This window comes from Escherichia sp. S10b (assembly GCF_028421345.1).
Taxonomy (GTDB): domain Bacteria; phylum Pseudomonadota; class Gammaproteobacteria; order Enterobacterales; family Enterobacteriaceae; genus ECMA0423.
The window spans coordinates 24420-50101 of record NZ_JAHZSO010000156.1; the positions used below are offsets into that span (position 1 = coordinate 24420).

Annotated in this window: 24 protein-coding genes and 1 pseudogene; 23 read left to right on the forward strand and 2 right to left on the reverse strand. The window is 52.3% G+C overall.

Annotated elements, in window-relative coordinates; genetic code table 11:
* The first annotated feature begins 101 nt into the window (after positions 1-101).
* From puuD to puuE, 5 genes are all read left to right on the forward strand, one after another.
* Positions 102-866: a gamma-glutamyl-gamma-aminobutyrate hydrolase gene (gene puuD / locus FTE26_RS09580; protein ID WP_001307158.1), complete on the forward strand. Its 765-nt coding sequence runs from the start codon at positions 102-104 to the stop codon at positions 864-866.
* A 26-nt stretch (positions 867-892) separates the two neighbouring features.
* The gene (gene puuR / locus FTE26_RS09585) at positions 893-1450 is read left to right on the forward strand and encodes an HTH-type transcriptional regulator PuuR (RefSeq protein ID WP_001278727.1); all 558 of its coding nucleotides are present in this window, start codon (positions 893-895) and stop codon (positions 1448-1450) included.
* Positions 1451-1724: 274 nt separating this feature from the next.
* Complete coding sequence (puuC, locus tag FTE26_RS09590; RefSeq protein WP_001009142.1) at positions 1725-3212, forward strand: aldehyde dehydrogenase PuuC; 1488 nt, start codon at positions 1725-1727, stop codon at positions 3210-3212.
* A 1-nt stretch (position 3213) separates the two neighbouring features.
* Positions 3214-4494, forward strand: a complete 1281-nt coding sequence (puuB, locus tag FTE26_RS09595; RefSeq protein ID WP_000134843.1) for a gamma-glutamylputrescine oxidase — start codon at positions 3214-3216, stop codon at positions 4492-4494.
* Between the two features lie 37 nt (positions 4495-4531).
* Entirely contained in the window at positions 4532-5797 is a 1266-nt protein-coding gene (gene puuE / locus FTE26_RS09600) for a 4-aminobutyrate transaminase (RefSeq protein WP_000069228.1), read from the forward strand.
* A 119-nt stretch (positions 5798-5916) separates the two neighbouring features.
* Here puuE and pspF read toward each other — a convergent pair whose 3' ends face one another.
* Positions 5917-6894: a phage shock protein operon transcriptional activator gene (gene pspF / locus FTE26_RS09605; protein WP_000852835.1), complete on the reverse strand. Its 978-nt coding sequence runs from the start codon at positions 6892-6894 to the stop codon at positions 5917-5919.
* Between the two features lie 166 nt (positions 6895-7060).
* On the opposite strand from pspF, the gene pspA reads away from it, so the two are divergent.
* The 16 genes and pseudogenes from pspA (at position 7061) to ompG (ending at position 21833) form a co-directional block, all read left to right on the forward strand.
* Positions 7061-7729, forward strand: coding sequence for a phage shock protein PspA (gene pspA, locus FTE26_RS09610; RefSeq protein WP_000511025.1), 669 nt, complete (start codon positions 7061-7063; stop codon positions 7727-7729).
* Between the two features lie 53 nt (positions 7730-7782).
* The gene (gene pspB / locus FTE26_RS09615; RefSeq protein WP_001274959.1) at positions 7783-8007 is read left to right on the forward strand and encodes an envelope stress response membrane protein PspB; all 225 of its coding nucleotides are present in this window, start codon (positions 7783-7785) and stop codon (positions 8005-8007) included.
* Positions 8007-8366, forward strand: coding sequence for an envelope stress response membrane protein PspC (pspC, locus tag FTE26_RS09620; protein WP_000907387.1), 360 nt, complete (start codon positions 8007-8009; stop codon positions 8364-8366). Before pspB ends, pspC begins: the two co-directional genes overlap by 1 nt.
* Before the next feature lie 8 nt (positions 8367-8374).
* Positions 8375-8596: a phage shock protein PspD gene (pspD, locus tag FTE26_RS09625; protein WP_001295585.1), complete on the forward strand. Its 222-nt coding sequence runs from the start codon at positions 8375-8377 to the stop codon at positions 8594-8596.
* A 74-nt stretch (positions 8597-8670) separates the two neighbouring features.
* The gene (gene pspE, locus FTE26_RS09630; protein WP_000473109.1) at positions 8671-8985 is read left to right on the forward strand and encodes a thiosulfate sulfurtransferase PspE; all 315 of its coding nucleotides are present in this window, start codon (positions 8671-8673) and stop codon (positions 8983-8985) included.
* A 212-nt stretch (positions 8986-9197) separates the two neighbouring features.
* Positions 9198-10876, forward strand: a pseudogene (ycjM, locus tag FTE26_RS09635) (glucosylglycerate phosphorylase).
* 13 nt (positions 10877-10889) lie between these two features.
* Positions 10890-12182 (forward strand): ABC transporter substrate-binding protein, encoded by a 1293-nt coding sequence (locus FTE26_RS09640; RefSeq protein ID WP_000597467.1) that lies wholly within the window; start codon positions 10890-10892, stop codon positions 12180-12182.
* A gap of 20 nt (positions 12183-12202) precedes the next feature.
* Entirely contained in the window at positions 12203-13084 is an 882-nt protein-coding gene (locus FTE26_RS09645) for a carbohydrate ABC transporter permease (RefSeq protein WP_001080790.1), read from the forward strand.
* The gene (locus FTE26_RS09650; RefSeq protein WP_000224662.1) at positions 13071-13913 is read left to right on the forward strand and encodes a carbohydrate ABC transporter permease; all 843 of its coding nucleotides are present in this window, start codon (positions 13071-13073) and stop codon (positions 13911-13913) included. The genes FTE26_RS09645 and FTE26_RS09650 overlap by 14 nt, the downstream gene beginning before the upstream one ends.
* A 30-nt stretch (positions 13914-13943) precedes the next feature.
* On the forward strand, positions 13944-14996 hold the full coding sequence (locus FTE26_RS09655) for a zinc-dependent alcohol dehydrogenase (RefSeq protein ID WP_000737352.1): 1053 nt from the start codon (positions 13944-13946) through the stop codon (positions 14994-14996).
* A gap of 17 nt (positions 14997-15013) precedes the next feature.
* The gene (locus FTE26_RS09660; protein WP_000690242.1) at positions 15014-15802 is read left to right on the forward strand and encodes a sugar phosphate isomerase/epimerase family protein; all 789 of its coding nucleotides are present in this window, start codon (positions 15014-15016) and stop codon (positions 15800-15802) included.
* A gap of 9 nt (positions 15803-15811) precedes the next feature.
* Positions 15812-16867, forward strand: a complete 1056-nt coding sequence (locus FTE26_RS09665) for a Gfo/Idh/MocA family protein (protein WP_001349887.1) — start codon at positions 15812-15814, stop codon at positions 16865-16867.
* Positions 16864-19131 carry a kojibiose phosphorylase gene (gene ycjT / locus FTE26_RS09670; RefSeq protein WP_000198014.1) on the forward strand — a complete coding sequence of 756 codons (2268 nt, stop codon included), beginning with the start codon at positions 16864-16866 and terminating at the stop codon, positions 19129-19131. Before FTE26_RS09665 ends, ycjT begins: the two co-directional genes overlap by 4 nt.
* Positions 19128-19787, forward strand: coding sequence for a beta-phosphoglucomutase (gene pgmB / locus FTE26_RS09675; protein WP_000775787.1), 660 nt, complete (start codon positions 19128-19130; stop codon positions 19785-19787). Before ycjT ends, pgmB begins: the two co-directional genes overlap by 4 nt.
* A gap of 13 nt (positions 19788-19800) precedes the next feature.
* Positions 19801-20883, forward strand: a complete 1083-nt coding sequence (locus FTE26_RS09680; RefSeq protein ID WP_000057978.1) for an ABC transporter ATP-binding protein — start codon at positions 19801-19803, stop codon at positions 20881-20883.
* 44 nt (positions 20884-20927) lie between these two features.
* Positions 20928-21833, forward strand: coding sequence for a monomeric porin OmpG (gene ompG, locus FTE26_RS09685; RefSeq protein WP_000735236.1), 906 nt, complete (start codon positions 20928-20930; stop codon positions 21831-21833).
* 110 nt (positions 21834-21943) lie between these two features.
* Here ompG and FTE26_RS09690 read toward each other — a convergent pair whose 3' ends face one another.
* Positions 21944-22942, reverse strand: a complete 999-nt coding sequence (locus FTE26_RS09690; RefSeq protein WP_000075377.1) for a LacI family DNA-binding transcriptional regulator — start codon at positions 22940-22942, stop codon at positions 21944-21946.
* A gap of 154 nt (positions 22943-23096) precedes the next feature.
* On the opposite strand from FTE26_RS09690, the gene FTE26_RS09695 reads away from it, so the two are divergent.
* Both FTE26_RS09695 and FTE26_RS09700 read left to right on the forward strand, forming a co-directional pair.
* Positions 23097-24494: a YcjX family protein gene (locus FTE26_RS09695; protein ID WP_000825784.1), complete on the forward strand. Its 1398-nt coding sequence runs from the start codon at positions 23097-23099 to the stop codon at positions 24492-24494.
* Complete coding sequence (locus FTE26_RS09700) at positions 24491-25552, forward strand: YcjF family protein (RefSeq protein ID WP_000138717.1); 1062 nt, start codon at positions 24491-24493, stop codon at positions 25550-25552. Before FTE26_RS09695 ends, FTE26_RS09700 begins: the two co-directional genes overlap by 4 nt.
* Positions 25553-25682: the final 130 nt, after the last annotated feature.

Genomic DNA, 25682 nt, shown 5'->3' on the forward strand with positions numbered 1-25682 from the left:
GCAAAAATGAAAACCCACTGCTAGATTGAAAAAATATTGAACATAAAGGTCATTTAAACCGCAGTAATGGCGATAATTTAGTCCACTTTGTGAGATTGAGCATGGAAAATATAATGAACAATCCGGTTATCGGTGTCGTAATGTGCAGGAACAGGCTTAAGGGTCATGCGACCCAGACTCTGCAAGAAAAGTACCTGAATGCCATCATCCACGCAGGCGGCTTGCCAATTGCGCTACCACATGCGCTGGCGGAACCGTCATTACTTGAACAACTTTTGCCGAAACTCGATGGCATTTATCTTCCTGGTAGTCCCAGCAATGTGCAGCCGCACCTATATGGTGAAAACGGCGATGAGCCTGACGCCGATCCCGGGCGTGATCTTCTGAGCATGGCGTTAATTAATGCCGCACTCGAAAGGCGCATCCCCATTTTCGCCATCTGCCGGGGTTTACAGGAACTGGTGGTGGCAACCGGTGGTTCGTTGCATCGCAAGCTGTGCGAACAGCCTGAATTGCTGGAACATCGGGAAGATCCCGAACTGCCGGTGGAACAGCAATATGCACCGTCGCATGAAGTTCAGGTTGAAGAGGGGGGATTACTGTCTGCGTTGTTACCTGAATGTAGCAACTTTTGGGTAAACTCTCTGCATGGGCAAGGGGCGAAGGTCGTTAGCCCACGGTTGCGTGTTGAAGCTCGCTCGCCGGATGGCTTAGTTGAGGCGGTTAGCGTCATCAATCATCCTTTTGCGCTGGGCGTACAGTGGCACCCGGAATGGAACAGTAGCGAGTACGCGCTTTCGCGTATATTGTTCGAGGGCTTTATCACCGCTTGTCAGCACCATATCGCTGAAAAACAGCGACTCTGACCACTACAGTTTAAGGAAATGCAAATATGAGTGATGAGGGACTGGCGCCAGGAAAACGCTTGTCGGAAATCCGCCAGCAGCAGGGGCTTTCACAACGTCGTGCCGCCGAACTCTCCGGGCTGACTCACAGTGCTATCAGTACGATAGAACAAGATAAAGTCAGCCCTGCCATCAGTACGCTGCAAAAGCTGCTGAAGGTGTATGGTCTGTCACTCTCGGAATTCTTTTCCGAGCCGGAAAAACCTGATGAGCCGCAGGTCGTCATTAATCAGGACGACTTAATTGAGATGGGCAGTCAGGGTGTGTCAATGAAGCTGGTTCATAACGGTAACCCGAATCGCACGCTGGCGATGATCTTTGAAACGTACCAGCCGGGCACAACCACTGGGGAAAGAATTAAGCATCAGGGTGAGGAAATAGGCACAGTACTGGAAGGTGAAATTGTTCTGACGATTAATGGTCAGGATTACCACCTCGTCGCGGGGCAAAGTTATGCCATTAATACCGGCATCCCGCACAGTTTCAGTAATACGTCGGCAGGTATTTGCCGAATTATCAGCGCCCATACGCCCACCACGTTTTAATCTTTTTGTTCTGTAAGCCGGGTAAGCGCAATGCGCCCGGCAATCTATACACAAAATCATTCAAGTTGCATCAAGGCGGCAAGTGAGCGAATCCCGATGAGTTTACTCAGGTAAGTGATTCGGGGGAGCGAACGCAGCCAAGGCAGAGGCGGCTTGAAGGATGAAGTGTATATAAAGAATGTCGCCAGAAATAAACGGGCATACGGCCCGGGGATCTCTGCGCCCTGACGTTCACAAACTGCATATATCTGATAGACGTGAAACAGGAGTCATAATGAATTTTCATCATCTGGCTTACTGGCAGGATAAAGCGTTAAGTCTCGCCATTGAAACCCGCTTATTTATTAACGGTGAATATACTGCTGCGGCGGAAAATGAAACCTTTGAAACCGTTGATCCGGTCACCCAGGCACCGCTGGCGAAAATTGCCCGCGGCAAGAGCGTCGATATCGACCGTGCGGTGAGCGCAGCACGCGGCGTATTTGAACGCGGCGACTGGTCACTCTCTTCTCCGGCTAAACGTAAAGCGGTGCTGAATAAACTCGCCGATTTAATGGAAGCCCACGCCGAAGAACTGGCGCTGCTGGAAACCCTCGACACCGGTAAACCGATTCGACACAGCCTGCGTGATGATATTCCCGGCGCGGCGCGCGCCATTCGCTGGTACGCCGAAGCAATCGACAAAGTGTATGGCGAAGTGGCGACCACCAGTAGCCATGAGCTGGCGATGATCGTGCGTGAACCGGTCGGTGTGATTGCCGCCATTGTACCGTGGAACTTCCCGCTGCTGCTGACCTGCTGGAAGCTTGGCCCGGCGCTGGCAGCAGGGAACAGCGTTGTTCTGAAACCGTCTGAAAAATCACCGCTCAGTGCGATTCGTCTCGCCGGGTTGGCGAAAGAAGCAGGCTTGCCGGATGGTGTGTTGAACGTGGTGACGGGTTTTGGTCATGAAGCGGGGCAGGCGCTGTCACGCCATGACGATATCGACGCCATCGCCTTCACCGGCTCGACCCGTACCGGGAAACAGCTGCTGAAAGATGCGGGCGACAGCAACATGAAACGCGTCTGGCTGGAAGCGGGCGGCAAAAGCGCCAACATCGTTTTCGCCGATTGTCCGGATCTGCAAAAAGCGGCGAGCGCCACCGCTGCGGGCATTTTCTACAACCAGGGGCAGGTGTGTATCGCCGGAACGCGCCTGTTGCTGGAAGAGAGCATCGCCGATGAATTCTTAGCCCTGTTAAAACAGCAGGCGCAAAACTGGCAGCCGGGCCATCCGCTTGACCCCGCAACTACCATGGGCACCTTAATCGACAGCGCTCACGCTGACTCGGTGCATGGCTTTATTCGTGAAGGCGAAGGCAAAGGGCAACTACTGCTGGATGGTCGTAACGCAAAGCTGGCTGCGGCCATCGGCCCGACCATCTTTGTGGATGTGGACCCCAATGCGTCCTTAAGCCGCGAAGAGATTTTCGGCCCGGTGCTGGTGGTCACCCGTTTCACATCAGAAGATCAGGCGCTACAGCTTGCCAATGACAGCCAGTATGGCCTCGGCGCGGCGGTGTGGACGCGCGATCTCTCCCGCGCCCACCGTATGAGCCGTCGCCTGAAAGCCGGTTCCGTCTTCGTCAATAACTATAACGATGGCGATATGACCGTGCCGTTTGGCGGCTATAAGCAGAGCGGCAACGGTCGAGACAAATCCCTGCATGCCCTTGAAAAATTCACTGAACTGAAAACCATCTGGATAAGCCTGGAGGCCTGAAATGACCGAACATACCAGCAGTTACTACGCCGCCAGTGCGAATAAATATGCGCCTTTCGACACGCTGAATGAGTCGATTTCCTGCGACGTTTGCGTGGTCGGCGGCGGCTATACCGGGCTTTCCTCCGCGTTGCATCTGGCGGAAGCGGGCTTTGACGTAGTGGTTCTCGAAGCCTCACGCATCGGCTTTGGTGCCAGCGGGCGCAACGGCGGGCAGCTTGTGAACTCCTACAGCCGCGACATCGACGTTATCGAAAAAAGCTACGGCATGGATACCGCCCGTATGCTCGGCAGCATGATGTTTGAAGGCGGCGAGATCATCCGCGAACGTATCAAACGTTATCAGATTGACTGCGACTACCGCCCCGGCGGCCTGTTTGTGGCGATGAATGATAAACAACTCGCCACACTTGAAGAGCAGAAAGAGAACTGGGAACGCTACGGCAATAAACAGCTGGAACTGCTGGACGCCAACGCCATTCGCCGCGAGGTCGCCAGCGATCGCTATACCGGCGCGCTGCTTGATCACAGCGGCGGGCATATTCACCCGTTGAACCTCGCCATTGGTGAAGCCGACGCCATCCGCCTCAACGGCGGGCGCGTGTATGAACTTTCTGCCGTGACGCAGATCCAGCACACCACGCCAGCCGTTGTGCGAACTGCCAAAGGTCAGGTGACGGCGAAGTATGTGATTGTCGCCGGGAATGCGTATCTGGGCGATAAAGTAGAGCCGGAACTGGCGAAACGCAGCATGCCGTGCGGCACGCAGGTGATCACCACCGAACGGCTGTCGGAAGATTTAGCCCGTTCGCTGATCCCGAAAAACTACTGTGTGGAAGACTGTAACTATCTGCTTGATTACTACCGTCTTACCGCCGACAACCGCCTGCTGTACGGCGGCGGCGTGGTCTACGGCGCGCGCGACCCGGATGACGTTGAGCGCCTTGTGGTGCCGAAACTGCTGAAAACTTTCCCGCAGCTGAAGGGCGTGAAAATTGATTACCGCTGGACGGGCAACTTCCTGCTGACCTTGTCGCGCATGCCGCAGTTCGGTCGCCTTGATACCAACATCTATTACATGCAGGGCTACAGCGGCCACGGCGTCACCTGTACCCATCTTGCCGGGCGTCTGATTGCCGAACTGCTGCGCGGCGACGCCGAACGTTTCGATGCCTTCGCCAATCTGCCGCATTACCCGTTCCCCGGCGGGCGCACGCTGCGCGTGCCATTTACCGCGATGGGCGCGGCTTATTACAGCCTGCGCGATCGTCTGGGCGTTTAATTTCCGATTAACAGTGAAGAGTCAAAAGGTGTGAAACATGAGTAACAATGAATTCCATCAGCGTCGTCTTTCTGCTACCCCACGCGGGGTTGGCGTGATGTGTAACTTCTTCGCCCAGTCGGCAGAAAACGCTACGCTGAAGGACGTAGAGGGCAACGAATACATCGATTTCGCCGCAGGCATTGCGGTGCTGAATACCGGGCATCGCCACCCTGATCTGGTCGCGGCGGTGGAGCAGCAATTGCAACAGTTTACCCACACGGCGTATCAGATTGTGCCGTACGAAAGCTACGTCACGCTGGCGGAGAAAATTAACGCCCTTGCCCCAGTGAGCGGGCAGGCTAAAACCGCATTCTTCACTACCGGTGCGGAAGCGGTGGAAAACGCGGTGAAAATTGCTCGCGCCCATACCGGACGACCTGGCGTGATTGCGTTTAGCGGTGGCTTCCACGGTCGTACATATATGACCATGGCGCTGACCGGAAAAGTTGCGCCGTACAAAATCGGCTTCGGCCCGTTCCCTGGTTCGGTGTATCACGTACCTTATCCGTCAGATTTACACGGCATTTCAACACAGGACTCCCTCGACGCCATCGAACGCTTGTTTAAATCAGACATCGAAGCGAAGCAGGTCGCGGCCATTATTTTCGAACCGGTGCAGGGCGAGGGCGGTTTCAACGTTGCGCCAAAAGAGCTGGTTGCCGCCATTCGCCGCCTGTGCGACGAGCACGGTATTGTGATGATTGCCGATGAAGTGCAAAGCGGCTTTGCGCGTACCGGTAAACTGTTTGCCATGGATCATTACGCCGATAAGCCGGACTTAATGACGATGGCGAAAAGCCTCGCGGGCGGGATGCCGCTTTCGGGCGTGGTCGGTAACGCGAATATTATGGACGCGCCCGCGCCGGGCGGGTTGGGTGGCACCTACGCCGGGAACCCGCTGGCGGTGGCTGCCGCGCACGCGGTGCTCAATATTATCGACAAAGAATCACTCTGCGAACGCGCGAATCAACTGGGCCAGCGTCTCAAAAACACGTTGATTGATGCCAAAGAAAGCGTTCCGGCCATTGCTGCGGTACGCGGCCTGGGGTCGATGATTGCGGCAGAGTTTAACGATCCGCAAACGGGCAAGCCGTCAGCGGCGATTGCACAGAAAATCCAGCAACGCGCGCTGGCGCAGGGGCTGCTCCTGCTGACCTGTGGCGCATACGGCAACGTGATTCGCTTCCTGTATCCGCTGACCATCCCGGATGTGCAATTCGATGCGGCAATGAAAATTTTGCAGGATGCGCTGAGCGATTAATAGCCCAACGCAATAATGTCTGATGCGCTGCGCTTATCAGGCCTGCAAACGACGTATTGATTATGTATGCCGAATAAAGCATTCACGCCGCATCCTGCAAGTTGTATTGCTCAACTTCGCTAAATCTGGTGCTTTTTCAACAACGCGCGGAACTGATGATAAGTTAACCCCAGTAATTCAGCCGCGCGCTTCTGGTTATATTTCCCTTGTTGCAAACTGAGTTGCAGCAACTCTTTTTCCTGCTGCATCTGAAACTCACGTAAATCCAGCGGCAGTGTTGGAAGCGAGGTGGTTTCTGAAACGGCGATAGCGTCTTCAGGCGGACGCCGTTTAAAGGGATCAATAATGATGTCATCAAGCGGATAATCGCTGGTGCCGTGGCGATACACTGAACGTTCCACCACGTTTTTCAATTCACGAATATTTCCCGGCCAACGATAATTCAGCAATGTTTCTCTGGCGCGCTCCGTAAACCCCGGGAACAGAGGCAGCTTGATTTCCCGACACATCTGGATGGCAAAGTGTTCTGCCATCAACATTATGTCGCTTTCGCGCTCGCGCAGTGGTGGCAGTTGTACAACATCAAAAGCCAGTCGGTCGAGCAGGTCAGCGCGAAAAGTGCCTTCATTGACCATCGCCGGGAGATCGGCATTCGTCGCGCATACCAACCGCACATTCACCTGCAATGGCTGGCTGCCGCCAACGCGCTCCAGTTCACCGTACTCAATCACGCGCAATAATTTCTCCTGCACCATCATCGGTGCCGTAGCGAGTTCATCAAGAAATAGCGTACCGCCGTCGGCACGTTCAAATCTCCCTGGATGACGTTTTTGCGCACCGGTAAACGCCCCCGCTTCGTGACCAAACAGTTCGGAATCCAGCAGATTTTCATTTAACGCCGCGCAGTTAAGGGAAATAAACGGCCCTTGCCAACGGGAGGAGAGATAATGCAGGCGGCTGGCAATCAGCTCTTTACCGGTGCCGCGTTCGCCGATGATGAGCACCGGTTTGTCCAGCGGTGCGAGATGCGAAACCTGTTCCAGCACTTCGAGAAAGCTGTTCGCCTCACCAAGTAAATTATCTTTGTATTCTGCCATGATGAAATTCGCCACTTGTTAGTGTAATTCGCTAACTCATCCTGGCATGTTGCTGTTGATTCTTCAATCAGATCTTTATAAATCAAAAAGATAAAAAATTGGCACGCAAATTGTATTAACAGTTCAGCAGGACAATCCTGAACGCAGAAATCAAGAGGACAACATTATGGGTATTTTTTCTCGCTTTGCCGACATCGTGAATGCCAACATCAACGCTCTGTTAGAGAAAGCGGAAGATCCACAGAAACTGGTTCGTCTGATGATCCAGGAGATGGAAGATACACTGGTTGAAGTACGTTCTACTTCGGCGCGCGCGTTGGCAGAAAAGAAACAGCTGACTCGCCGTATTGAACAAGCGTCGGCGCGTGAAGTTGAATGGCAGGAAAAAGCCGAACTGGCGCTGCTGAAAGAGAGAGAGGATCTGGCACGTGCAGCGTTAATTGAAAAACAGAAACTGACCGATCTGATTAAGTCCCTGGAACATGAAGTGACGCTGGTGGACGATACGCTGGCACGCATGAAGAAAGAGATTGGCGAGCTGGAAAACAAATTGAGCGAAACACGCGCTCGCCAGCAGGCATTGATGTTACGTCATCAGGCGGCAAACTCGTCGCGCGATGTGCGTCGTCAGCTGGACAGTGGCAAACTGGATGAAGCAATGGCTCGTTTCGAATCTTTCGAACGTCGTATTGACCAGATGGAAGCGGAAGCAGAAAGCCACAGCTTCGGTAAACAAAAATCGCTGGACGATCAGTTTGCCGAACTGAAAGCCGATGATGCAATCAGCGAACAACTGGCACAATTAAAAGCCAAAATGAAGCAAGACAATCAATAATAACATCCAGGCGGCGTCCGAACGCGCCGCCGCTCATCGTCTAAGGAGTACTTATGAGCGCGCTATTTCTGGCTATTCCGTTAACCATTTTTGTGCTGTTTGTTTTACCGATCTGGTTATGGCTGCATTACAGCAATCGTTCTGGTCGCAGTGAATTGTTGCAAAGTGAGCAGCAGCGATTAGCGCAACTGGCTGATGAAGCAAAACGGATGCGCGAACGTATTCAGGCGCTGGAATCTATTCTTGATGCAGAACATCCGAACTGGAGGGATCGCTAATGGCGGGCATTAATCTCAATAAAAAATTATGGCGTATTCCACAGCAGGGCATGGTCCGCGGCGTCTGCGCCGGGATTGCCAACTATTTTGATGTACCGGTAAAACTGGTGCGTATCCTGGTGGTGCTGTCGATTTTCTTCGGTCTGGCGCTGTTTACCCTGGTTGCTTACATCATTTTGTCATTTGCGCTTGATCCAATGCCGGACAACATGGCCTTTGGTGAGCAGCTACCTTCCAGCAGCGAATTGCTGGATGAAGTCGACCGTGAACTGGCGGCAAGTGAAACGCGTTTACGCGAGATGGAACGTTATGTCACTTCCGATACTTTCACGTTACGTAGCCGTTTCCGTCAACTGTGAGGAAAGTTATGAATACTCGCTGGCAACAGGCCGGGCAAAAGGTAAAGCCTGGTTTCAAATTAGCAGGCAAGCTGGTACTTCTTACCGCACTGCGCTATGGCCCGGCGGGTGTGGCGGGCTGGGCGATAAAATCAGTTGCTCGCCGACCGCTGAAAATGTTGCTGGCTGTGGCGCTGGAACCGCTGTTAAGTCGGGCTGCTAATAAACTGGCACAGCGTTATAAAAGGTGAGGGGAGTTTCGCAAAAATTGTTAAATCTCAGGCGTATAATGGATGGCAATTTTCATCCATAGAAGGACGCTTACATGTTTAAAAAAGGCTTACTTGCTCTGGCACTGGTGTTTTCACTGCCCGTTTTCGCCGCTGAACACTGGATCGATGTTCGTGTTCCAGAGCAGTATCAGCAAGAGCACGTTCAGGGGGCCATCAATATTCCCCTGAAGGAAGTGAAAGAGCGCATTGCCACCGCCGTTCCGGATAAAAACGACACCGTGAAAGTGTATTGCAATGCCGGACGCCAGTCAGGGCAAGCAAAAGAGATCCTTAGCGAGATGGGATATACCCACGTTGAGAACGCCGGTGGCCTGAAAGACATCGCAATGCCGAAGGTCAAAGGTTAAAAGAATTCACCATGAGCGGCGCTTATGCGCCGTTTTTTTTTCTGTCACACCTTATTTACATCCCCATAGATTATTTGCGTCAGCTCACAAATACGCTTTTTCCCTGGTAAAAAATGTTTTTCTGCGTGACTAAAACCCTTGTGCTCAATTGACAGTTTATTTTCTGCGGAGTAGTCTCTCGTTTCATGGGACCGCTACCACGGAAAGGCAACATGAAACAGAAAATTACGGATTACCTGGACGAAATCTACGGTGGAACATTTACCGCAACTCATTTACAGAAACTTGTAACGCGTCTTGAGAGTGCGAAACGATTAATTACACAGCGACGTAAAAAACACTGGGATGAAAGTGATGTCGTGTTAATTACCTATGCCGATCAATTTCACAGCAATGATTTAAAACCATTACCCACATTTAATCAGTTTTACCATCAATGGCTGCAAAGCATTTTTTCACATGTTCATTTGTTGCCGTTTTATCCATGGTCATCTGATGATGGCTTTTCGGTAATTGATTATCATCAGGTCGCCAGTGAAGCGGGGGAGTGGCAGGATATTCAGCAACTCGGTGAATGCAGTCATTTAATGTTTGATTTTGTCTGCAACCATATGTCGGCAAAAAGTGAATGGTTTAAAAACTATTTACAACAGCATCCAGGTTTTGAAGATTTTTTTATTGCCGTTGACCCGCAAACCGATCTCAGCGCCGTCACTCGCCCGCGTGCGTTACCGTTATTAACGCCATTCCAGATGCGCGATCATTCAACGCGCCATTTATGGACCACCTTTAGTGACGATCAAATTGACCTGAATTACCGTAGCCCTGAAGTGTTGCTGGCGATGGTGGATGTTTTACTCTGTTACCTTGCGAAAGGTGCTGAGTATGTCCGCCTGGATGCCGTTGGCTTTATGTGGAAAGAGCCGGGAACAAGCTGCATCCATCTGGAAAAACACATCTGATTATCAAACTGTTACGGTCGATTATTGATAACGTTGCGCCAGGTACAGTGATCATTACCGAGACCAATGTTCCGCATAAAGACAACATTGCTTACTTTGGCGCAGGCGATGACGAAGCACATATGGTGTACCAGTTCTCGCTGCCGCCACTGGTGCTGCATGCGGTGCAAAAACAGAACGTTGAGGCGCTTTGTGCGTGGGCGCAAAACCTGACACTACCTTCCAGCAACACCACCTGGTTTAACTTCCTCGCCTCTCACGATGGCATCGGGCTAAACCCGCTACGGGGCTTGTTGCCTGAAAGCGAAATATTAGAGCTGGTCGAGGCGTTACAGCAGGAAGGTGCATTAGTAAACTGGAAAAATAATCCCGACGGTACACGCAGTCCGTATGAAATAAATGTGACCTATATGGATGCGTTAAGCCGCCGTGAGAGTAGCGATGAAGAACGTTGCGCCAGGTTTATTCTCGCCCATGCGATTTTGTTAAGTTTCCCCGGTGTGCCAGCGATATATATTCAAAGTATTCTTGGCTCGCGTAATGATTACGCAGGTGTCGAAAAACTCGGATATAACCGTGCGATTAACCGTAAAAAATATCACAGTAAAGAGATAACCCGAGAACTGAACGATGAAGCTACATTAAGGCATGCGGTATATCATGAGTTGTCGCGTTTAATTACACTTCGTCGCAGCCATAACGAGTTTCATCCGGATAATAATTTTACCATTGATACGATTAATTCATCCGTAATGCGTATTCAAAGAAGTAACGCTGATGGTAATTGTCTGACTGGATTGTTTAATGTCAGTAAAAATATTCAGCATGTAAATATTACTAATCTGCATGGTCGGGATCTGATTAGTGAAGTTGATATATTGGGTAATGAAATAACGCTGCGCCCCTGGCAGGTTATGTGGATTAAATAAAAAGGAACATCTCATGATTAAATCAAAAATCGTGCTGTTATCAGCACTGGTTTCCTGCGCCCTGATTTCAGGCTGTAAAGAAGAAAATAAAACGAATGTATCCATCGAATTTATGCATTCTTCGGTGGAGCAGGAGCGCCAGGCCGTTATCAGTAAATTGATTGCCCGTTTTGAAAAAGAAAACCCTGGCATCACCGTTAAGCAAGTGCCCGTGGAAGAAGATGCCTATAACACTAAAGTCATTACTCTTTCACGTAGCGGTTCGCTGCCGGAAGTGATCGAAACCAGCCATGACTACGCCAAAGTGATGGACAAAGAGCAGCTTATTGATCGCAAAGCGGTTGCCACAGTCATCAGCAACGTTGGTGAAGGCGCGTTTTACGATGGCGTACTGCGTATTGTGCGTACCGAAGATGGTAGCGCATGGACCGGTGTTCCTGTCAGCGCCTGGATTGGCGGTATCTGGTATCGCAAAGATGTGCTGGCAAAAGCGGGGCTTGAGGAGCCGAAAAACTGGCAACAGCTGCTGGACGTTGCACAGAAACTGAATGACCCGGCGAATAAAAAATACGGCATTGCGCTGCCTACAGCAGAAAGCGTGTTGACGGAACAATCCTTCTCCCAGTTTGCGTTATCCAACCAGGCTAACGTCTTTAACGCCGAAGGCAACATCACCCTTGATACACCAGAGATGATGCAGGCACTGACCTATTACCGCGACCTTGCTGCCAACACTATGCCGGGTTCTAACGACATCATGGAAGTGAAAGACGCCTTTATGAACGGCACCGCGCCGATGGCGATTTACTCCACCTATATCCTTCCGGCTGTGATTAAAGAAGGCGACCCGAAAAACGTCGGTTTCGTGGTGCCAACCGAGAAAAACTCTGCGGTCTACGGCATGTTGACCTCGCTGACCATTACCGCCGGGCAAAAGACCGAAGAGACGGAAGCAGCTGAAAAATTTGTCACCTTTATGGAGCAGGCAGACAACATTGCCGACTGGGTGATGATGTCGCCAGGTGCTGCGCTGCCGGTGAATAAAGCGGTTGTCACTACCGCCACCTGGAAAGACAACGACGTTATTAAGGCGCTGGGTGAACTACCGAATCAGCTAATCGGTGAACTGCCAAATATTCAGGTCTTTGGTGCAGTAGGGGATAAAAACTTTACCCGCATGGGTGATGTGACGGGTTCTGGCGTGGTGAGCTCCATGGTGCATAACGTCACCGTGGGTAAAGCCGATCTCCCTGGCACGCTGCAAGCGAGCCAGAAAAAGCTGGATGAACTGATCGAACAGCACTAAACCCAGGACAGGAATCCGCAATGAACAGGCTTTTTTCAGGTCGTTCCGATATGCCCTTTGCGCTGCTGCTTCTCGCGCCCAGCTTATTACTGCTGGGTGGTCTGGTGGCCTGGCCAATGGTGTCGAATATCGAAATCAGTTTTTTACGTCTGCCGCTCAATCCCAACATCGAGTCAACCTTTGTTGGGGTGAGTAACTATGTGCGTATCCTCTCCGATCCCGGCTTCTGGCACTCGCTGTGGATGACGGTCTGGTATACCGCGCTGGTGGTGGCGGGCAGCACCGTGCTCGGGCTGGCAGTGGCGATGTTTTTCAACCGCGAGTTCCGCCTGCGCAAAACCGCGCGTTCGCTGGTGATCCTCTCCTACGTAACGCCGTCCATTTCGCTGGTGTTTGCCTGGAAATACATGTTCAACAACGGCTACGGCATTGTGAACTACCTCGGCGTCGATCTTCTGCATCTCTATGAGCAGGCACCGCTGTGGTTCGATAATCCGGGCAGTAGCTTTGTGCTGGTGGTGCTGTTCGCCATCTGGCGCTACTTCCCGTATGCCTTTATCTCGTTTCTGGCGATTTTGCAGACCATCGACAAATCGCTGTACGAAGCGGCAGAGATGGATGGCGCTAATGCCTGGCAACGGTTTCGTATCGTCACGCTGCCCGCGATTATGCCGGTCCTGGCGACGGTGGTGACCCTGCGCACCATCTGGATGTTCTACATGTTCGCGGATGTTTATTTGCTGACGACCAAGGTCGATATTCTCGGTGTATATCTCTACAAAACCGCCTTTGCCTTTAATGATTTAGGAAAAGCGGCGGCGATCTCGGTGGTGCTCTTCATCATTATTTTCGCTGTCATTCTGCTGACCAGGAAACGGGTGAACCTCAATGGCAACAAATAAACGCACACTCAGTCGCATCGGTTTTTACTGCGGGCTGGCGCTGTTTCTCATCATCACGCTGTTTCCATTTTTTGTGATGCTGATGACCTCGTTCAAGGGCGCGAAAGAGGCGATCTCACTGCATCCTACGCTGCTGCCGCAGCAGTGGACGCTGAAGCATTACGTCGACATTTTTAACCCGATGATTTTCCCGTTTGTCGACTACTTCCGTAACAGTCTGGTGGTGTCTGTGGTTTCATCCGTGGTGGCGGTATTCCTCGGCATTCTTGGGGCTTACGCGCTTTCCCGCCTGCGCTTTAAAGGTCGGATGACCATCAACGCCAGCTTTTACACGGTGTATATGTTCTCTGGCATTTTGCTGGTGGTGCCGCTGTTCAAAATCATCACCGCGCTGGGCATTTACGACACTGAGATGGCGCTGATCATCACCATGGTGACGCAAACTCTGCCCACCGCCGTGTTTATGCTGAAAAGCTACTTCGACACCATCCCCGATGAGATCGAAGAAGCGGCGATGATGGATGGCCTCAACCGTCTGCAAATTATCTTCCGCATCACCGTGCCGTTGGCGATGTCCGGGCTGATATCCGTGTTCGTCTACTGCTTTATGGTGGCGTGGAACGACTATCTGTTTGCGTCGATCTTCCTCTCCAGCGCCAGCAATTTCACCTTACCGGTGGGCCTGAACGCGCTGTTCAGTACGCCAGATTACATCTGGGGACGGATGATGGCGGCCTCACTGGTGACCGCATTGCCGGTGGTGATTATGTATGCGCTTTCGGAACGTTTTATTAAGAGTGGTTTGACCGCCGGTGGCGTGAAGGGCTAAAGCGGCCAGTTTCTTTACAAGGAGTTTTAAATGAAAAAGTTAGTAGCCACAGCACCGCGTGTTGCTGCGCTGGTTGAGTATGAAGATCGGGCGATTTTAGCCAATGAAGTGAAAATCCGCGTGCGTTTCGGCGCACCGAAACACGGAACGGAAGTGGTCGACTTCCGCGCCGCCAGCCCGTTTATCGATGAAGACTTTAACGGCGAATGGCAGATGTTCACTCCGCGTCCGGCAGATGCGCCGCGCGGCATTGAGTTTGGCAAATTCCAGCTTGGCAACATGGTGGTTGGCGACATTATCGAGTGCGGCAGCGACGTTACCGACTACGCGGTGGGCGACAGCGTATGCGGCTACGGCCCGCTCTCCGAGACGGTCATCATTAACGCGGTGAATAACTACAAGCTGCGCAAAATGCCGCAAGGCAGCTCGTGGAAAAACGCCGTTTGTTACGACCCGGCGCAGTTTGCCATGAGCGGCGTGCGCGATGCCAACGTGCGCGTGGGTGATTTTGTGGTGGTGGTAGGGCTTGGCGCGATTGGTCAAATAGCCATCCAACTGGCGAAACGCGCTGGCGCGTCGGTGGTGATTGGCGTCGATCCTATCGCCTATCGCTGTGATATTGCCCGTCGCCACGGTGCTGATTTCTGCCTTAACCCCATTGGCACTGACGTAGGAAAAGAGATCAAAACGCTGACCGGCAAGCAGGGTGCCGATGTGATTATCGAAACCAGCGGTTACGCCGACGCGCTGCAATCGGCGCTGCGTGGCCTTGCTTATGGCGGCACCATCTCTTATGTCGCGTTTGCCAAACCATTTGCTGAAGGTTTTAACCTCGGACGCGAAGCGCATTTCAATAACGCCAAAATTGTTTTCTCCCGCGCGTGCAGCGAACCGAACCCGGATTATCCGCGCTGGAGCCGTAAGCGTATTGAAGAAACCTGCTGGGAACTGCTGATGAACGGTTATCTCAATTGCGAAGATTTAATCGACCCGGTAGTGACCTTTGCCAATAGCCCGGAAAGCTACATGCAGTATGTCGATCAGCATCCGGAACAGAGCATCAAAATGGGCGTTACGTTTTAATTCAAAGGAATGAAAAAATGAAAATAGGCACACAGAATCAGGCATTCTTTCCGGAAAACATTCTGGAGAAATTTCGTTATATCAAAGAGATGGGCTTCGATGGTTTTGAGATTGACGGCAAACTGCTGGTCAACAATCTCGAAGAAGTCAAAGCAGCAATCAAAGAAACCGGTTTACCGGTGACCACCGCCTGCGGTGGCTATGACGGTTGGATTGGCGACTTTATCGAAGAGCGTCGTCTTAATGGCTTAAAGCAGATCGAACGCATTCTCGAAGCGCTGGCAGAAGTGGGGGGTAAAGGTATCGTCGTTCCGGCAGCGTGGGGCATGTTTACCTTCCGCTTACCGCCGATGACCTCGCCGCGTAGCCTGGACGGCGACCGCAAAATGGTGAGTGATTCCCTGCGCGTACTGGAACAGGTCGCCGCGCGTACCGGAACCGTGGTGTATCTCGAACCGTTAAACCGCTATCAGGATCATATGATCAACACCCTCGCCGATGCCCGCCGTTACATCGTCGAAAACGATCTTAAACATGTACAGATTATCGGCGATTTCTATCACATGAATATCGAAGAAGATAACCTGGCGCAGGCGCTGCATGACAACCGCGACCTGCTCGGTCATGTGCATATTGCGGATAACCATCGCTACCAGCCGGGCAGCGGCACCCTGGATTTCCACGCGCTGTTTGAACAGCTGCGCGCGGATAACTATCAGGGCTATGTAGTGTACGAAGGGCGTATCCGGGCGGAAGATCCTGCCCAGGCGTACCGTGATTCGTTGGCCTGGTTGCGTACCTGCTAAGAGGTCTTTGTGAAAAGTGCAATGACAAGCTCTCCGCTGCGGGTCGCGATAATAGGCGCAGGCCAGGTGGCGGATAAGGTTCATGCTTCGTACTACTGCACCCGCAACGATCTGGAACTGGTGGCTGTCTGTGACAGCCGCCTTTCCCAGGCGCAGGCGCTGGCAGAAAAATACGGGAATGCATCCGTGTGGGACGATCCGCAGGCCATGCTGCTGGCGGTGAAACCTGATGTGGTTAGCGTCTGCTCACCTAACCGTTTTCATTACGAACATACCCTGATGGCACTGGAAGCGGGCTGCCATGTGATGTGCGAAAAACCGCCCGCCATGACGCCAGAACAGGCGCGGGAAATGTGCGATACCGCGCGCAAACTGGGCAAGGTGCTGGCCTACGACTTTCACCATCGTTTTGCGCTCGATACGCAACAGCTGCGTGACCAGGTGACCAACGGCGTTTTGGGAGAGATTTACGTTACCACCGCCCGCGCCCTGCGTCGCTGCGGCGTTCCTGGCTGGGGCGTCTTTACCAATAAAGAACTGCAGGGTGGTGGCCCGCTGATCGACATCGGCATTCATATGCTGGATGCTGCGATGTATGTGCTGGGCTTTCCGGCGGTGAAAAGCGTGAATGCGCATAGCTTTCAAAAGATCGGCACGCAAAAGAGCTGTGGTCAATTTGGCGAGTGGGATCCGGCAACTTATAGCGTCGAAGATTCGCTGTTTGGCACCATTGAATTTCATAACGGCGGCATTCTGTGGCTGGAAACGTCATTTGCACTCAACATCCGCGAACAGTCGATTATGAACGTCAGCTTTTGTGGTGATAAAGCCGGTGCGACGCTGTTTCCAGCACATATCTACACCGATAACAACGGTGAATTAATGACGCTGATGCAACGGGAACTGGCAGACGACAACCGCCATTTGCGCAGCATGGAAGCCTTTATCAATCACGTACAGGGCAAGCCCGTGATGATAGCCGACGCCGAGCAGGGGTACATCATCCAGCAACTGGTGGCGGCGTTGTATCAATCCGCAGAAACAGGGACGCGTGTGGAATTATGACCAGGCCAGTAACGTTATCAGAACCCCATTTCAGCCAGCATACCCTGAACAAGTATGCATCGCTGATGGCGCAGGGGAACGGCTATCTTGGGCTTCGCGCCAGCCATGAAGAAGATTACACGCGCCAGACGCGAGGGATGTATCTGGCGGGGCTGTATCATCGGGCGGGAAAAGGTGAAATCAACGAACTGGTGAACCTGCCTGATATCTTGGGGATGGAGATTGCCATAAATGGTGAGGTTTTCTCGTTATCCCGCGAAGCCTGGCAGCGTGAACTTGACTTTGCCAGTGGAGAATTACGCCGTAGCGTTGTCTGGCGTACCAGCAACGGCACAGGTTACACCATCGCCAGCCGTCGCTTTGTTTCGGCAGACCAACTGCCGCTCATTGTGCTGGAAATCACTATTACGCCACTGGACGCCGACGCGTCAGTGCTGATTTCAACAGGTATCGACGCCACGCAAACCAACCACGGTCGCCAACATCTCGACGAAACCCAGGTGCGGGTGTTTGGTCAGCATCTGATGCAGGGGATCTACACCACCCAGGATGGACGCAGTGATGTGGCCATCAGCTGTTGCTGTATGGTGAGCGGTGATGTGCAGCAATGCTATACCGCCAAAGAGCGCCGTTTGCAGCAACATACCAGTGCGCAGCTTCATGCAGGCGAGACAGTGACGTTGCAAAAACTGGTGTGGATCGACTGGCGGGATGACAGGCAAGCCGTTTTAGACGAGTGGGGCAGCGCGTCGCTTCGCCAGCTTGAAATGTGCGCGCAGCAGAGTTACGACCAACTTCTTGCAGTATCAACAGAAAACTGGCGTCAATGGTGGCAGAAACGTCGTATCACGGTAAATGGCGGCGAAGCGCACGATCAGCAAGCGTTAGATTATGCGCTTTATCATCTGCGCATCATGACGCCTGCCCACGACGAGCGCAGCAGCATTGCGGCAAAAGGCTTAACCGGCGAAGGCTACAAAGGCCACGTTTTCTGGGATACAGAAGTATTTTTGTTACCGTTTCATCTGTTTAGCGATCCGACGGTTGCCCGAAGTTTACTGCGTTATCGCTGGCACAACTTGCCAGGCGCGCAGGAGAAAGCGCGACGCAACGGCTGGCAGGGCGCGCTATTTCCGTGGGAAAGCGCGCGCAGCGGCGAAGAAGAGACGCCGGAATTTGCCGCCATTAACATTCGCACCGGGCTGCGGCAAAAAGTGGCCTCGGCGCAGGCGGAACATCATCTGGTGGCCGATATCGCCTGGGCGGTTATTCAATACTGGCAGACCACGGGGGATGAAAGTTTCATTGCGCATGAAGGCATGGCGCTACTTCTGGAAACTGCAAAGTTCTGGATTAGCCGCGCGGTGAGGGTTAACGACCGTCTGGAAATTCATGATGTTATTGGGCCTGACGAATATACCGAACATGTCAATAATAACGCCTTCACCAGCTATATGGCGTATTACAACGTCCAGCAGGCGCTGAGTATTGCCCGCCAGTTTGGCTGTAGCGACGACGCGTTTATTCATCGCGCCGAAATGTTCCTCAAAGAACTGTGGCTACCAGAAACTCAGCCCGACGGCGTTTTGCCGCAGGATGATTCGTTTATGGCGAAACCAGCGATTAATCTGGCGAAATACAAAGCGGCGGCGGGGAAGCAAACCATTTTGCTGGATTATTCACGCGCAGAAGTGAACGAAATGCAGATCCTCAAGCAGGCAGATGTGGTGATGCTCAATTACATGCTGCCGGAGCAGTTCTCAGCGGCATCGTGTCTCGCCAATCTGCAATTTTATGAACCGCGTACCATTCACGACTCGTCATTAAGTAAAGCAATCCACGGCATTGTTGCCGCACGTTGTGGCCTGTTGGCGCAGGGATATCACTTCTGGCGGGAGGGGACTGAAATCGATCTTGGTGCTGATCCGCATAGTTGTGATGATGGTATCCATGCTGCCGCAACTGGCGCTATCTGGCTGGGGGCGATTCAGGGTTTTGCCGGGGTGAGCGTGCGTGACGGTGAATTGCATCTCAATCCGGCGTTACCTGAGCAGTGGCAACAGTTGTCTTTCCCTCTGTTCTGGCAGGGCTGCGAATTACAGGTCACGCTCGACGCGCAGCGTATTGCGATTCGAACTTCTGCGCCCGTTTCACTGCGTTTGAACGGTCAGCTTATATCCGTGGCTGAAGAATCTGTTTTCTGTTTGGGTGATTTTATTTTGCCCTTCAATGGGACCGCTACCACACATCAGGAGGATGAATGAAACTGCAAGGGGTAATTTTCGATCTGGATGGTGTAATCACCGATACCGCGCATCTGCATTTCCAGGCGTGGCAGCAGATTGCCGCTGAAATTGGCATCAGCATTGATGCGCAGTTTAACGAATCCCTAAAAGGGATCAGCCGCGATGAGTCTCTGCGGCGCATTCTGCAACACGGGGGCAAAGAGGGCGACTTTAACTCGCAGGAGAGGGCGCAACTGGCGTATCGCAAAAATCTGCTCTATGTCCACTCACTGCGCGAGTTGACGGTCAACGCTGTTCTACCCGGCATTCGCTCTTTGCTGGCAGCTCTCCGTGCACAGCAGATCCCGGTTGGGCTGGCTTCTGTCTCCCTGAATGCGCCGACGATTTTAGCGGCGCTGGAGCTGCGCGAGTTTTTCACCTTCTACGCGGATGCTTCCCAACTTAAAAACTCGAAACCGGACCCGGAAATCTTTCTCGCCGCCTGTGCAGGGCTGGGCGTGCCGCCGCAGGCATGTATCGGCATTGAAGATGCGCAGGCGGGCATTGACGCCATTAACGCCAGCGGTATGCGCTCGGTGGGGATCGGCGCGGGCTTAACCGGGGCGCAATTACTGTTGCCTTCAACGGAATCACTCACCTGGCCGCGGTTATCGGCCTTCTGGCAAAACGTATAGCAAAGGAATCAACATGGCTCAGCTTTCGTTACAACATATTCAAAAAATCTACGATAACCAGGTGCATGTGGTGAAGGACTTCAACCTGGAAATTGCCGATAAAGAGTTCATCGTGTTTGTCGGCCCGTCGGGCTGCGGTAAGTCGACCACCCTGCGCATGATTGCCGGGCTTGAGGAGATCAGCGGCGGCGATCTGTTGATCGACGGCAAACGAATGAATGACGTTCCAGCCAAAGCACGCAATATAGCGATGGTGTTCCAGAACTACGCGTTGTATCCGCATATGACGGTTTACGACAACATGGCGTTTGGCCTGAAGATGCAAAAAATCGCCAAAGAGGTGATTGATGAGCGGGTGAACTGGGCGGCGCAAATTCTCGGCCTGCGTGAGTACCTGAAACGCAAGCCGGGCGCGCTTTCCGGCGGGCAACGCCAGCGTGTGGCGCTCGGGCGGGCGATTGTGCGCGAAGCGGGCGTGTTTTTAATGGATGAACCGCTCTCTAACCTTGATGCCAAGCTGCGCGTGCAAATGCGCGCAGAGATCAGCAAGCTGCACCAGAAGCTGAATACCACCATGATCTACGTGACCCACGATCAGACCGAAGCGATGACCATGGCGACGCGGATTGTGATTATGAAGGATGGGATTGTTCAGCAAGTTGGTGCGCCGAAAACGGTTTATAACCAACCAGCGAATATGTTTGTTGCCGGATTTATTGGATCACCGGCGATGAATTTTATTCGTGGCACGATCGATGGCGATAAATTCGTTACGGAAACGCTTAAATTAACCATTCCCGAAGAGAAATTAGCGGTTCTGAAAACACAGGGAAGTTTGCATAAGCCCATCGTGATGGGAATACGTCCGGAAGATATTCATCCGGACGCGCAAGAGGAAAATAACATTTCCGCCAAAATTAGCGTGGCAGAATTAACCGGTGCGGAATTTATGCTCTACACCACGGTTGGGGGGCACGAGTTAGTGGTCCGTGCTGGTGCGTTAAATGATTATCATGCAGGAGAAAATATCACTATTCATTTTGATATGACGAAATGTCATTTCTTTGATGCAGAAACGGAAATAGCACTTCGCTAAATACAGGGGGAAGGCATTCCCCCAGGATAATACAAGGAACAATAATGAAAAAGTTATTACCCTGTACCGCACTGGTGATGTGTGCGGGAATGGCCTGCGCACAGGCCGAGGAAAAGAACGACTGGCACTTTAATATCGGCGCGATGTACGAAATAGAAAACGTCGAGGGTTATGGCGAAGATATGGATGGGCTGGCGGAGCCTTCAGTCTATTTTAATGCCGCCAACGGGCCGTGGAGAATTGCTCTGGCCTATTATCAGGAAGGGCCGGTAGATTATAGCGCGGGTAAACGTGGAACGTGGTTTGATCGCCCGGAGCTGGAGGTGCATTATCAGTTCCTCGAAAACGATGATTTCAGTTTCGGCCTGACCGGTGGTTTCCGTAATTATGGTTATCACTACGTTGATGAACCGGGTAAAGACACGGCGAATATGCAGCGCTGGAAAATCGCGCCAGACTGGGATGTGAAACTGACGGACGATTTACGTTTCAACGGTTGGTTATCGATGTATAAATTTGCCAACGATCTGAACACGACCGGTTACGCTGATACCCGAGTCGAAACGGAAACAGGCCTGCAATATACCTTCAACGAAACGGTTGCCTTGCGAGTGAACTATTATCTCGAGCGCGGCTTTAATATGGACGACAGCCGCAATAACGGTGAGTTTTCTACGCAAGAAATTCGCGCCTATTTGCCGCTGACGCTCGGCAACCACTCGGTGACGCCGTATACGCGCATTGGGCTGGATCGCTGGAGTAACTGGGACTGGCAGGATGATATTGAACGTGAAGGCCATGATTTTAACCGTGTAGGTTTATTTTACGGTTATGATTTCCAGAACGGGCTTTCCGTTTCGCTGGAATACGCGTTTGAGTGGCAGGATCACGACGAAGGCGACAGCGATAAATTCCATTATGCAGGTGTCGGCGTAAATTACTCGTTCTGATAATGGGCTAAATTGCCGGATGCGGCACGAGTACTTTATCCGAACTATAAATGTAGGCCGGATAAGATGCGCTAGCATCGCATCCGGCATTCAGGCAAGGTAGCTGGTATTTATTTCAGCGTCATATGCGTGGCAACGGTAATATTCTGTGGTGACGGTTTTCCAGAAATTAAGCGGAATAATAACTCACAGCTTTGTTGACCTAACTCCTGTGTTGGGATATCAATACCGCCTGGCGCAGGCGTTAAAATAAACGACAGCGTTTCATTACTATAACCCACCACCGCTAACTGCTGCGGAATAGCAATATTTTTCTCTGCCGCCGCACGATAAATGCTCATTAATTTCAGGCTGTCAGTGGCAAACACTGCCTCAGGCAACGGTGACTGGCTTAATAATTCCCGCGCGGCTTGCAGTGCTGTTTCATGGGTATAACCGCCGTCAACAATCCATTCATCACGCACTGCAATATTATGCGCAGCCAGGCTCTGCTTATAACCATTTACCCGATCCACTGAAACATGGACATCAAGCGGAGCATGCAGGCAGGCAATATTTTGATGCCCACTTTCAATTAATGCATCGGTCAACGCAATGCTGTCGCCAAAATTATCGGTATCGACAGAATAAACATGGGCATATTGACCTTCAACTTTGCCAATCACCACGACAGGAATATCGTATTTATCAAGTTGGGCAAAAAATGACTCATCCGCTGGCGAACTTAGCATAATAATGCCTTTAATCATTTTCTGCTTAATTTTGCTTTCACATTTTTGTAAGTCTTCTGCCGGATTGTGCGACGTCTGCAAGATCACGTCGAAACCTTCCTCTTCAGCTTTGGCGGTGATGGCATGCAAAACTTCAGAGAAAAACGGATTACCCGCCGTAGTTTTGGTCGAACGGGTAGAAATCACCATAATGGCATCAAAACCCGAAGAGGTCAGCGCGCGGGCCAGCTTGTTTGGCTGATACTGTAATTCTTCAATGGCCCGTAACACTTTTTCGCGCGCTTCCGGGGAGATATTAGTTTGCTTATTCAGCACGCGTGATACGGTGGATTTTGATACGCCTGCAACCCTGGCAATATCATAAATAGTAGGGGACATAGGTCAGGAACTCCGTCCGAACGTGAATGCTGCACATCTTATGGAGTTCGCCCGTCGATGACAACACGGGCAGTTGATAATCAATGGCCTGGCCCCCACATTCATATCCTTACGAATGATTTTTTTCTGGTCTTCAGAGCAGCACAGGACAGCAATGAAGCGACTTAAAAATGAACTTAATGCGCTGGTGAATCGGGGTGTCGACAGACATCTGCGCCTCGCCGTAACCGGACTAAGCCGCAGCGGCAAAACAGCGTTTATCACTGCGATGGTCAATCAGTTGCTCAATATTCACGCCGGAGCACGCTTGCCGCTGTTAAGCGCGGTGCGTGAAGAGCGCCTGCTGGGCGTAAAACGCATTCCTCAGCGTGACTTTGGCATTCCGCGCTTCACATATGATGAAGGACTGGCGCAGTTATATGGCGATCCTCCCGCCTGGCCGACGCCAACGCGCGGCGTCAGTGAAATCCGCCTGGCGCTACGTTTTAAATCGAACGATTCGCTGCTACGCCACTTCAAGGACACCTCCACGCTGTATCTGGAGATTGTGGATTATCCCGGCGAATGGTTGCTCGACCTGCCGATGCTGGCGCAGGACTATTTAAGCTGGTCACGCCAGATGACGGGCTTACTCAATGGTCAGCGCGGCGAATGGTCGGTCAAATGGCGAATGATGTGCGAAGGGCTGGACCCGCTAGCGCCTGCCGACGAAAACCGGCTGGCAGACATTGCCGCCGCGTGGACCGATTATCTCCACCACTGTAAACAGCAGGGGCTGCACTTTATTCAGCCTGGGCGCTTTGTCTTGCCGGGAGATATGGCAGGTGCGCCCGCGCTGCAATTCTTCCCGTGGCCGGATGTCGATGCCTGGGGCGAGTCCAAACTGGCGCAGGCCGATAAGCACACCAATGCCGGAATGCTGCGCGAGCGGTTTAATTATTACTGCGAGAAGGTGGTGAAGGGGTTCTATAAGAATCATTTTCTGCGCTTTGACCGCCAGATTGTGCTGGTTGATTGCCTGCAACCTCTCAACAGTGGGCCACAGGCATTTAATGATATGCGTCTGGCACTGACGCAGCTGATGCAAAGTTTCCACTACGGGCAGCGTACCTTGTTCCGGCGTTTGTTTTCGCCGGTTATCGATAAGCTATTGTTTGCTGCCACTAAAGCGGACCATGTGACCATCGATCAGCACGCCAATATGGTTTCATTACTGCAACAACTGATTCAGGATGCCTGGCAAAATGCGGCGTTTGAAGGGATTAGTATGGATTGCCTGGGGCTGGCCTCGGTGCAGGCGACCACCAGCGGCATTATTGACGTCAACGGCGAGAAAATTCCGGCATTGCGCGGTAACCGGCTCAGCGATGGTGCGCCACTCACCGTTTATCCCGGTGAAGTTCCTGCGCGTTTGCCCGGTCAGGCGTTCTGGGACAAGCAAGGGTTCCAGTTTGAAGCGTTTCGCCCGCAGGTGATGGATGTCGACAAACCGCTGCCGCATATTCGTCTTGATGCCGCGCTTGAATTTTTAATAGGAGATAAATTGCGATGACCGAACCGTTAAAACCACGTATTGATTTCGACGGTCCGCTGGAGGTCGATCAGAATCCAAAATTCAGGGCGCAGCAGACCTTTGACGAAAATCAGGCGCAAAATTTTGCCCCGGCCACGCTCGATGAAGCGCCTGAAGAAGAGGGGCAAGTTGAAGCGGTAATGGATGCAGCGTTACGTCCGAAACGCAGCCTGTGGCGCAAAATGGTGATGGGCGGGCTGGCTCTGTTTGGCGCAAGCGTTGTCGGGCAGGGTGTACAGTGGACAATGAATGCCTGGCAAACTCAGGACTGGGTGGCGCTGGGTGGATGTGCCGCTGGGGCATTGATTATCGGCGCTGGCGTAGGTTCTGTGGTAACAGAGTGGCGGCGCTTATGGCGCTTGCGACAGCGCGCCCATGAACGCGACGAAGCGCGCGATTTGTTGCACAGCCACGGCACGGGCAAAGGCCGCGCATTTTGCGAAAAACTGGCGCAGCAGGCGGGTATTGATCAGTCTCATCCAGCGCTGCAACGCTGGTATGCCTCAATCCATGAAACGCAAAACGACCGTGAAGTGGTCAGTTTGTATGCGCATTTGGTCCAGCCAGTTTTAGATGCCCAGGCGCGGCGCGAAATCAGCCGTTCGGCGGCGGAATCAACGTTGATGATTGCGGTCAGCCCGCTGGCGTTGGTCGATATGGCGTTTATCGCCTGGCGCAATCTGCGTTTAATTAATCGCATCGCCACGCTGTATGGCATTGAACTAGGGTATTACAGCCGTTTGCGTCTGTTTAAGCTGGTATTGCTGAATATCGCTTTTGCCGGAGCCAGCGAACTGGTGCGCGAAGTGGGGATGGACTGGATGTCGCAAGATCTCGCTGCTCGTTTGTCTACCCGCGCAGCTCAGGGAATTGGTGCTGGACTTCTGACGGCACGACTCGGGATTAAAGCTATGGAGCTTTGCCGCCCGCTGCCGTGGATTGACGATGACAAACCTCGCCTCGGGGATTTCCGTCGTCAGCTTATCGGTCAGGTGAAAGAAACGCTGCAAAAAGGCAAAACGCCCAGCGAAAAATAATGCAATATCGGGTGCTGACCGGATATCTTTACGCCGAAGTGCCCGTTTTTCCGTCTTTGTGTCAATGATTGTTGACAGAAACCTTCCTGCTATCCAAATAGTGTCATATCATCATATTAATTGTTCTTTT

Excerpts from the sequence above, each read along its gene's own strand:
- pspB (WP_001274959.1), top strand. The coding sequence starts at position 7,783 with ATGAGCGCGCTATTTCTGGCTATTCCGTTAACCATTTTTGTGCTGTTT.
- puuR (WP_001278727.1), top strand. The coding sequence starts at position 893 with ATGAGTGATGAGGGACTGGCGCCAGGAAAACGCTTGTCGGAAATCCGC.
- FTE26_RS09680 (WP_000057978.1), top strand. The coding sequence starts at position 19,801 with ATGGCTCAGCTTTCGTTACAACATATTCAAAAAATCTACGATAACCAG.
- ycjT (WP_000198014.1), top strand. The coding sequence starts at position 16,864 with ATGACCAGGCCAGTAACGTTATCAGAACCCCATTTCAGCCAGCATACC.
- FTE26_RS09690 (WP_000075377.1), bottom strand. The coding sequence starts at position 22,942 with ATGTCCCCTACTATTTATGATATTGCCAGGGTTGCAGGCGTATCAAAA.
- pspE (WP_000473109.1), top strand. The coding sequence starts at position 8,671 with ATGTTTAAAAAAGGCTTACTTGCTCTGGCACTGGTGTTTTCACTGCCC.
- pspC (WP_000907387.1), top strand. The coding sequence starts at position 8,007 with ATGGCGGGCATTAATCTCAATAAAAAATTATGGCGTATTCCACAGCAG.
- puuD (WP_001307158.1), top strand. The coding sequence starts at position 102 with ATGGAAAATATAATGAACAATCCGGTTATCGGTGTCGTAATGTGCAGG.
- puuE (WP_000069228.1), top strand. The coding sequence starts at position 4,532 with ATGAGTAACAATGAATTCCATCAGCGTCGTCTTTCTGCTACCCCACGC.
- pspD (WP_001295585.1), top strand. The coding sequence starts at position 8,375 with ATGAATACTCGCTGGCAACAGGCCGGGCAAAAGGTAAAGCCTGGTTTC.
- pgmB (WP_000775787.1), top strand. The coding sequence starts at position 19,128 with ATGAAACTGCAAGGGGTAATTTTCGATCTGGATGGTGTAATCACCGAT.
- ompG (WP_000735236.1), top strand. The coding sequence starts at position 20,928 with ATGAAAAAGTTATTACCCTGTACCGCACTGGTGATGTGTGCGGGAATG.
- FTE26_RS09695 (WP_000825784.1), top strand. The coding sequence starts at position 23,097 with ATGAAGCGACTTAAAAATGAACTTAATGCGCTGGTGAATCGGGGTGTC.
- FTE26_RS09645 (WP_001080790.1), top strand. The coding sequence starts at position 12,203 with ATGAACAGGCTTTTTTCAGGTCGTTCCGATATGCCCTTTGCGCTGCTG.
- pspF (WP_000852835.1), bottom strand. The coding sequence starts at position 6,894 with ATGGCAGAATACAAAGATAATTTACTTGGTGAGGCGAACAGCTTTCTC.
- FTE26_RS09655 (WP_000737352.1), top strand. The coding sequence starts at position 13,944 with ATGAAAAAGTTAGTAGCCACAGCACCGCGTGTTGCTGCGCTGGTTGAG.
- FTE26_RS09700 (WP_000138717.1), top strand. The coding sequence starts at position 24,491 with ATGACCGAACCGTTAAAACCACGTATTGATTTCGACGGTCCGCTGGAG.
- FTE26_RS09660 (WP_000690242.1), top strand. The coding sequence starts at position 15,014 with ATGAAAATAGGCACACAGAATCAGGCATTCTTTCCGGAAAACATTCTG.
- puuB (WP_000134843.1), top strand. The coding sequence starts at position 3,214 with ATGACCGAACATACCAGCAGTTACTACGCCGCCAGTGCGAATAAATAT.
- FTE26_RS09650 (WP_000224662.1), top strand. The coding sequence starts at position 13,071 with ATGGCAACAAATAAACGCACACTCAGTCGCATCGGTTTTTACTGCGGG.
- FTE26_RS09640 (WP_000597467.1), top strand. The coding sequence starts at position 10,890 with ATGATTAAATCAAAAATCGTGCTGTTATCAGCACTGGTTTCCTGCGCC.
- pspA (WP_000511025.1), top strand. The coding sequence starts at position 7,061 with ATGGGTATTTTTTCTCGCTTTGCCGACATCGTGAATGCCAACATCAAC.
- puuC (WP_001009142.1), top strand. The coding sequence starts at position 1,725 with ATGAATTTTCATCATCTGGCTTACTGGCAGGATAAAGCGTTAAGTCTC.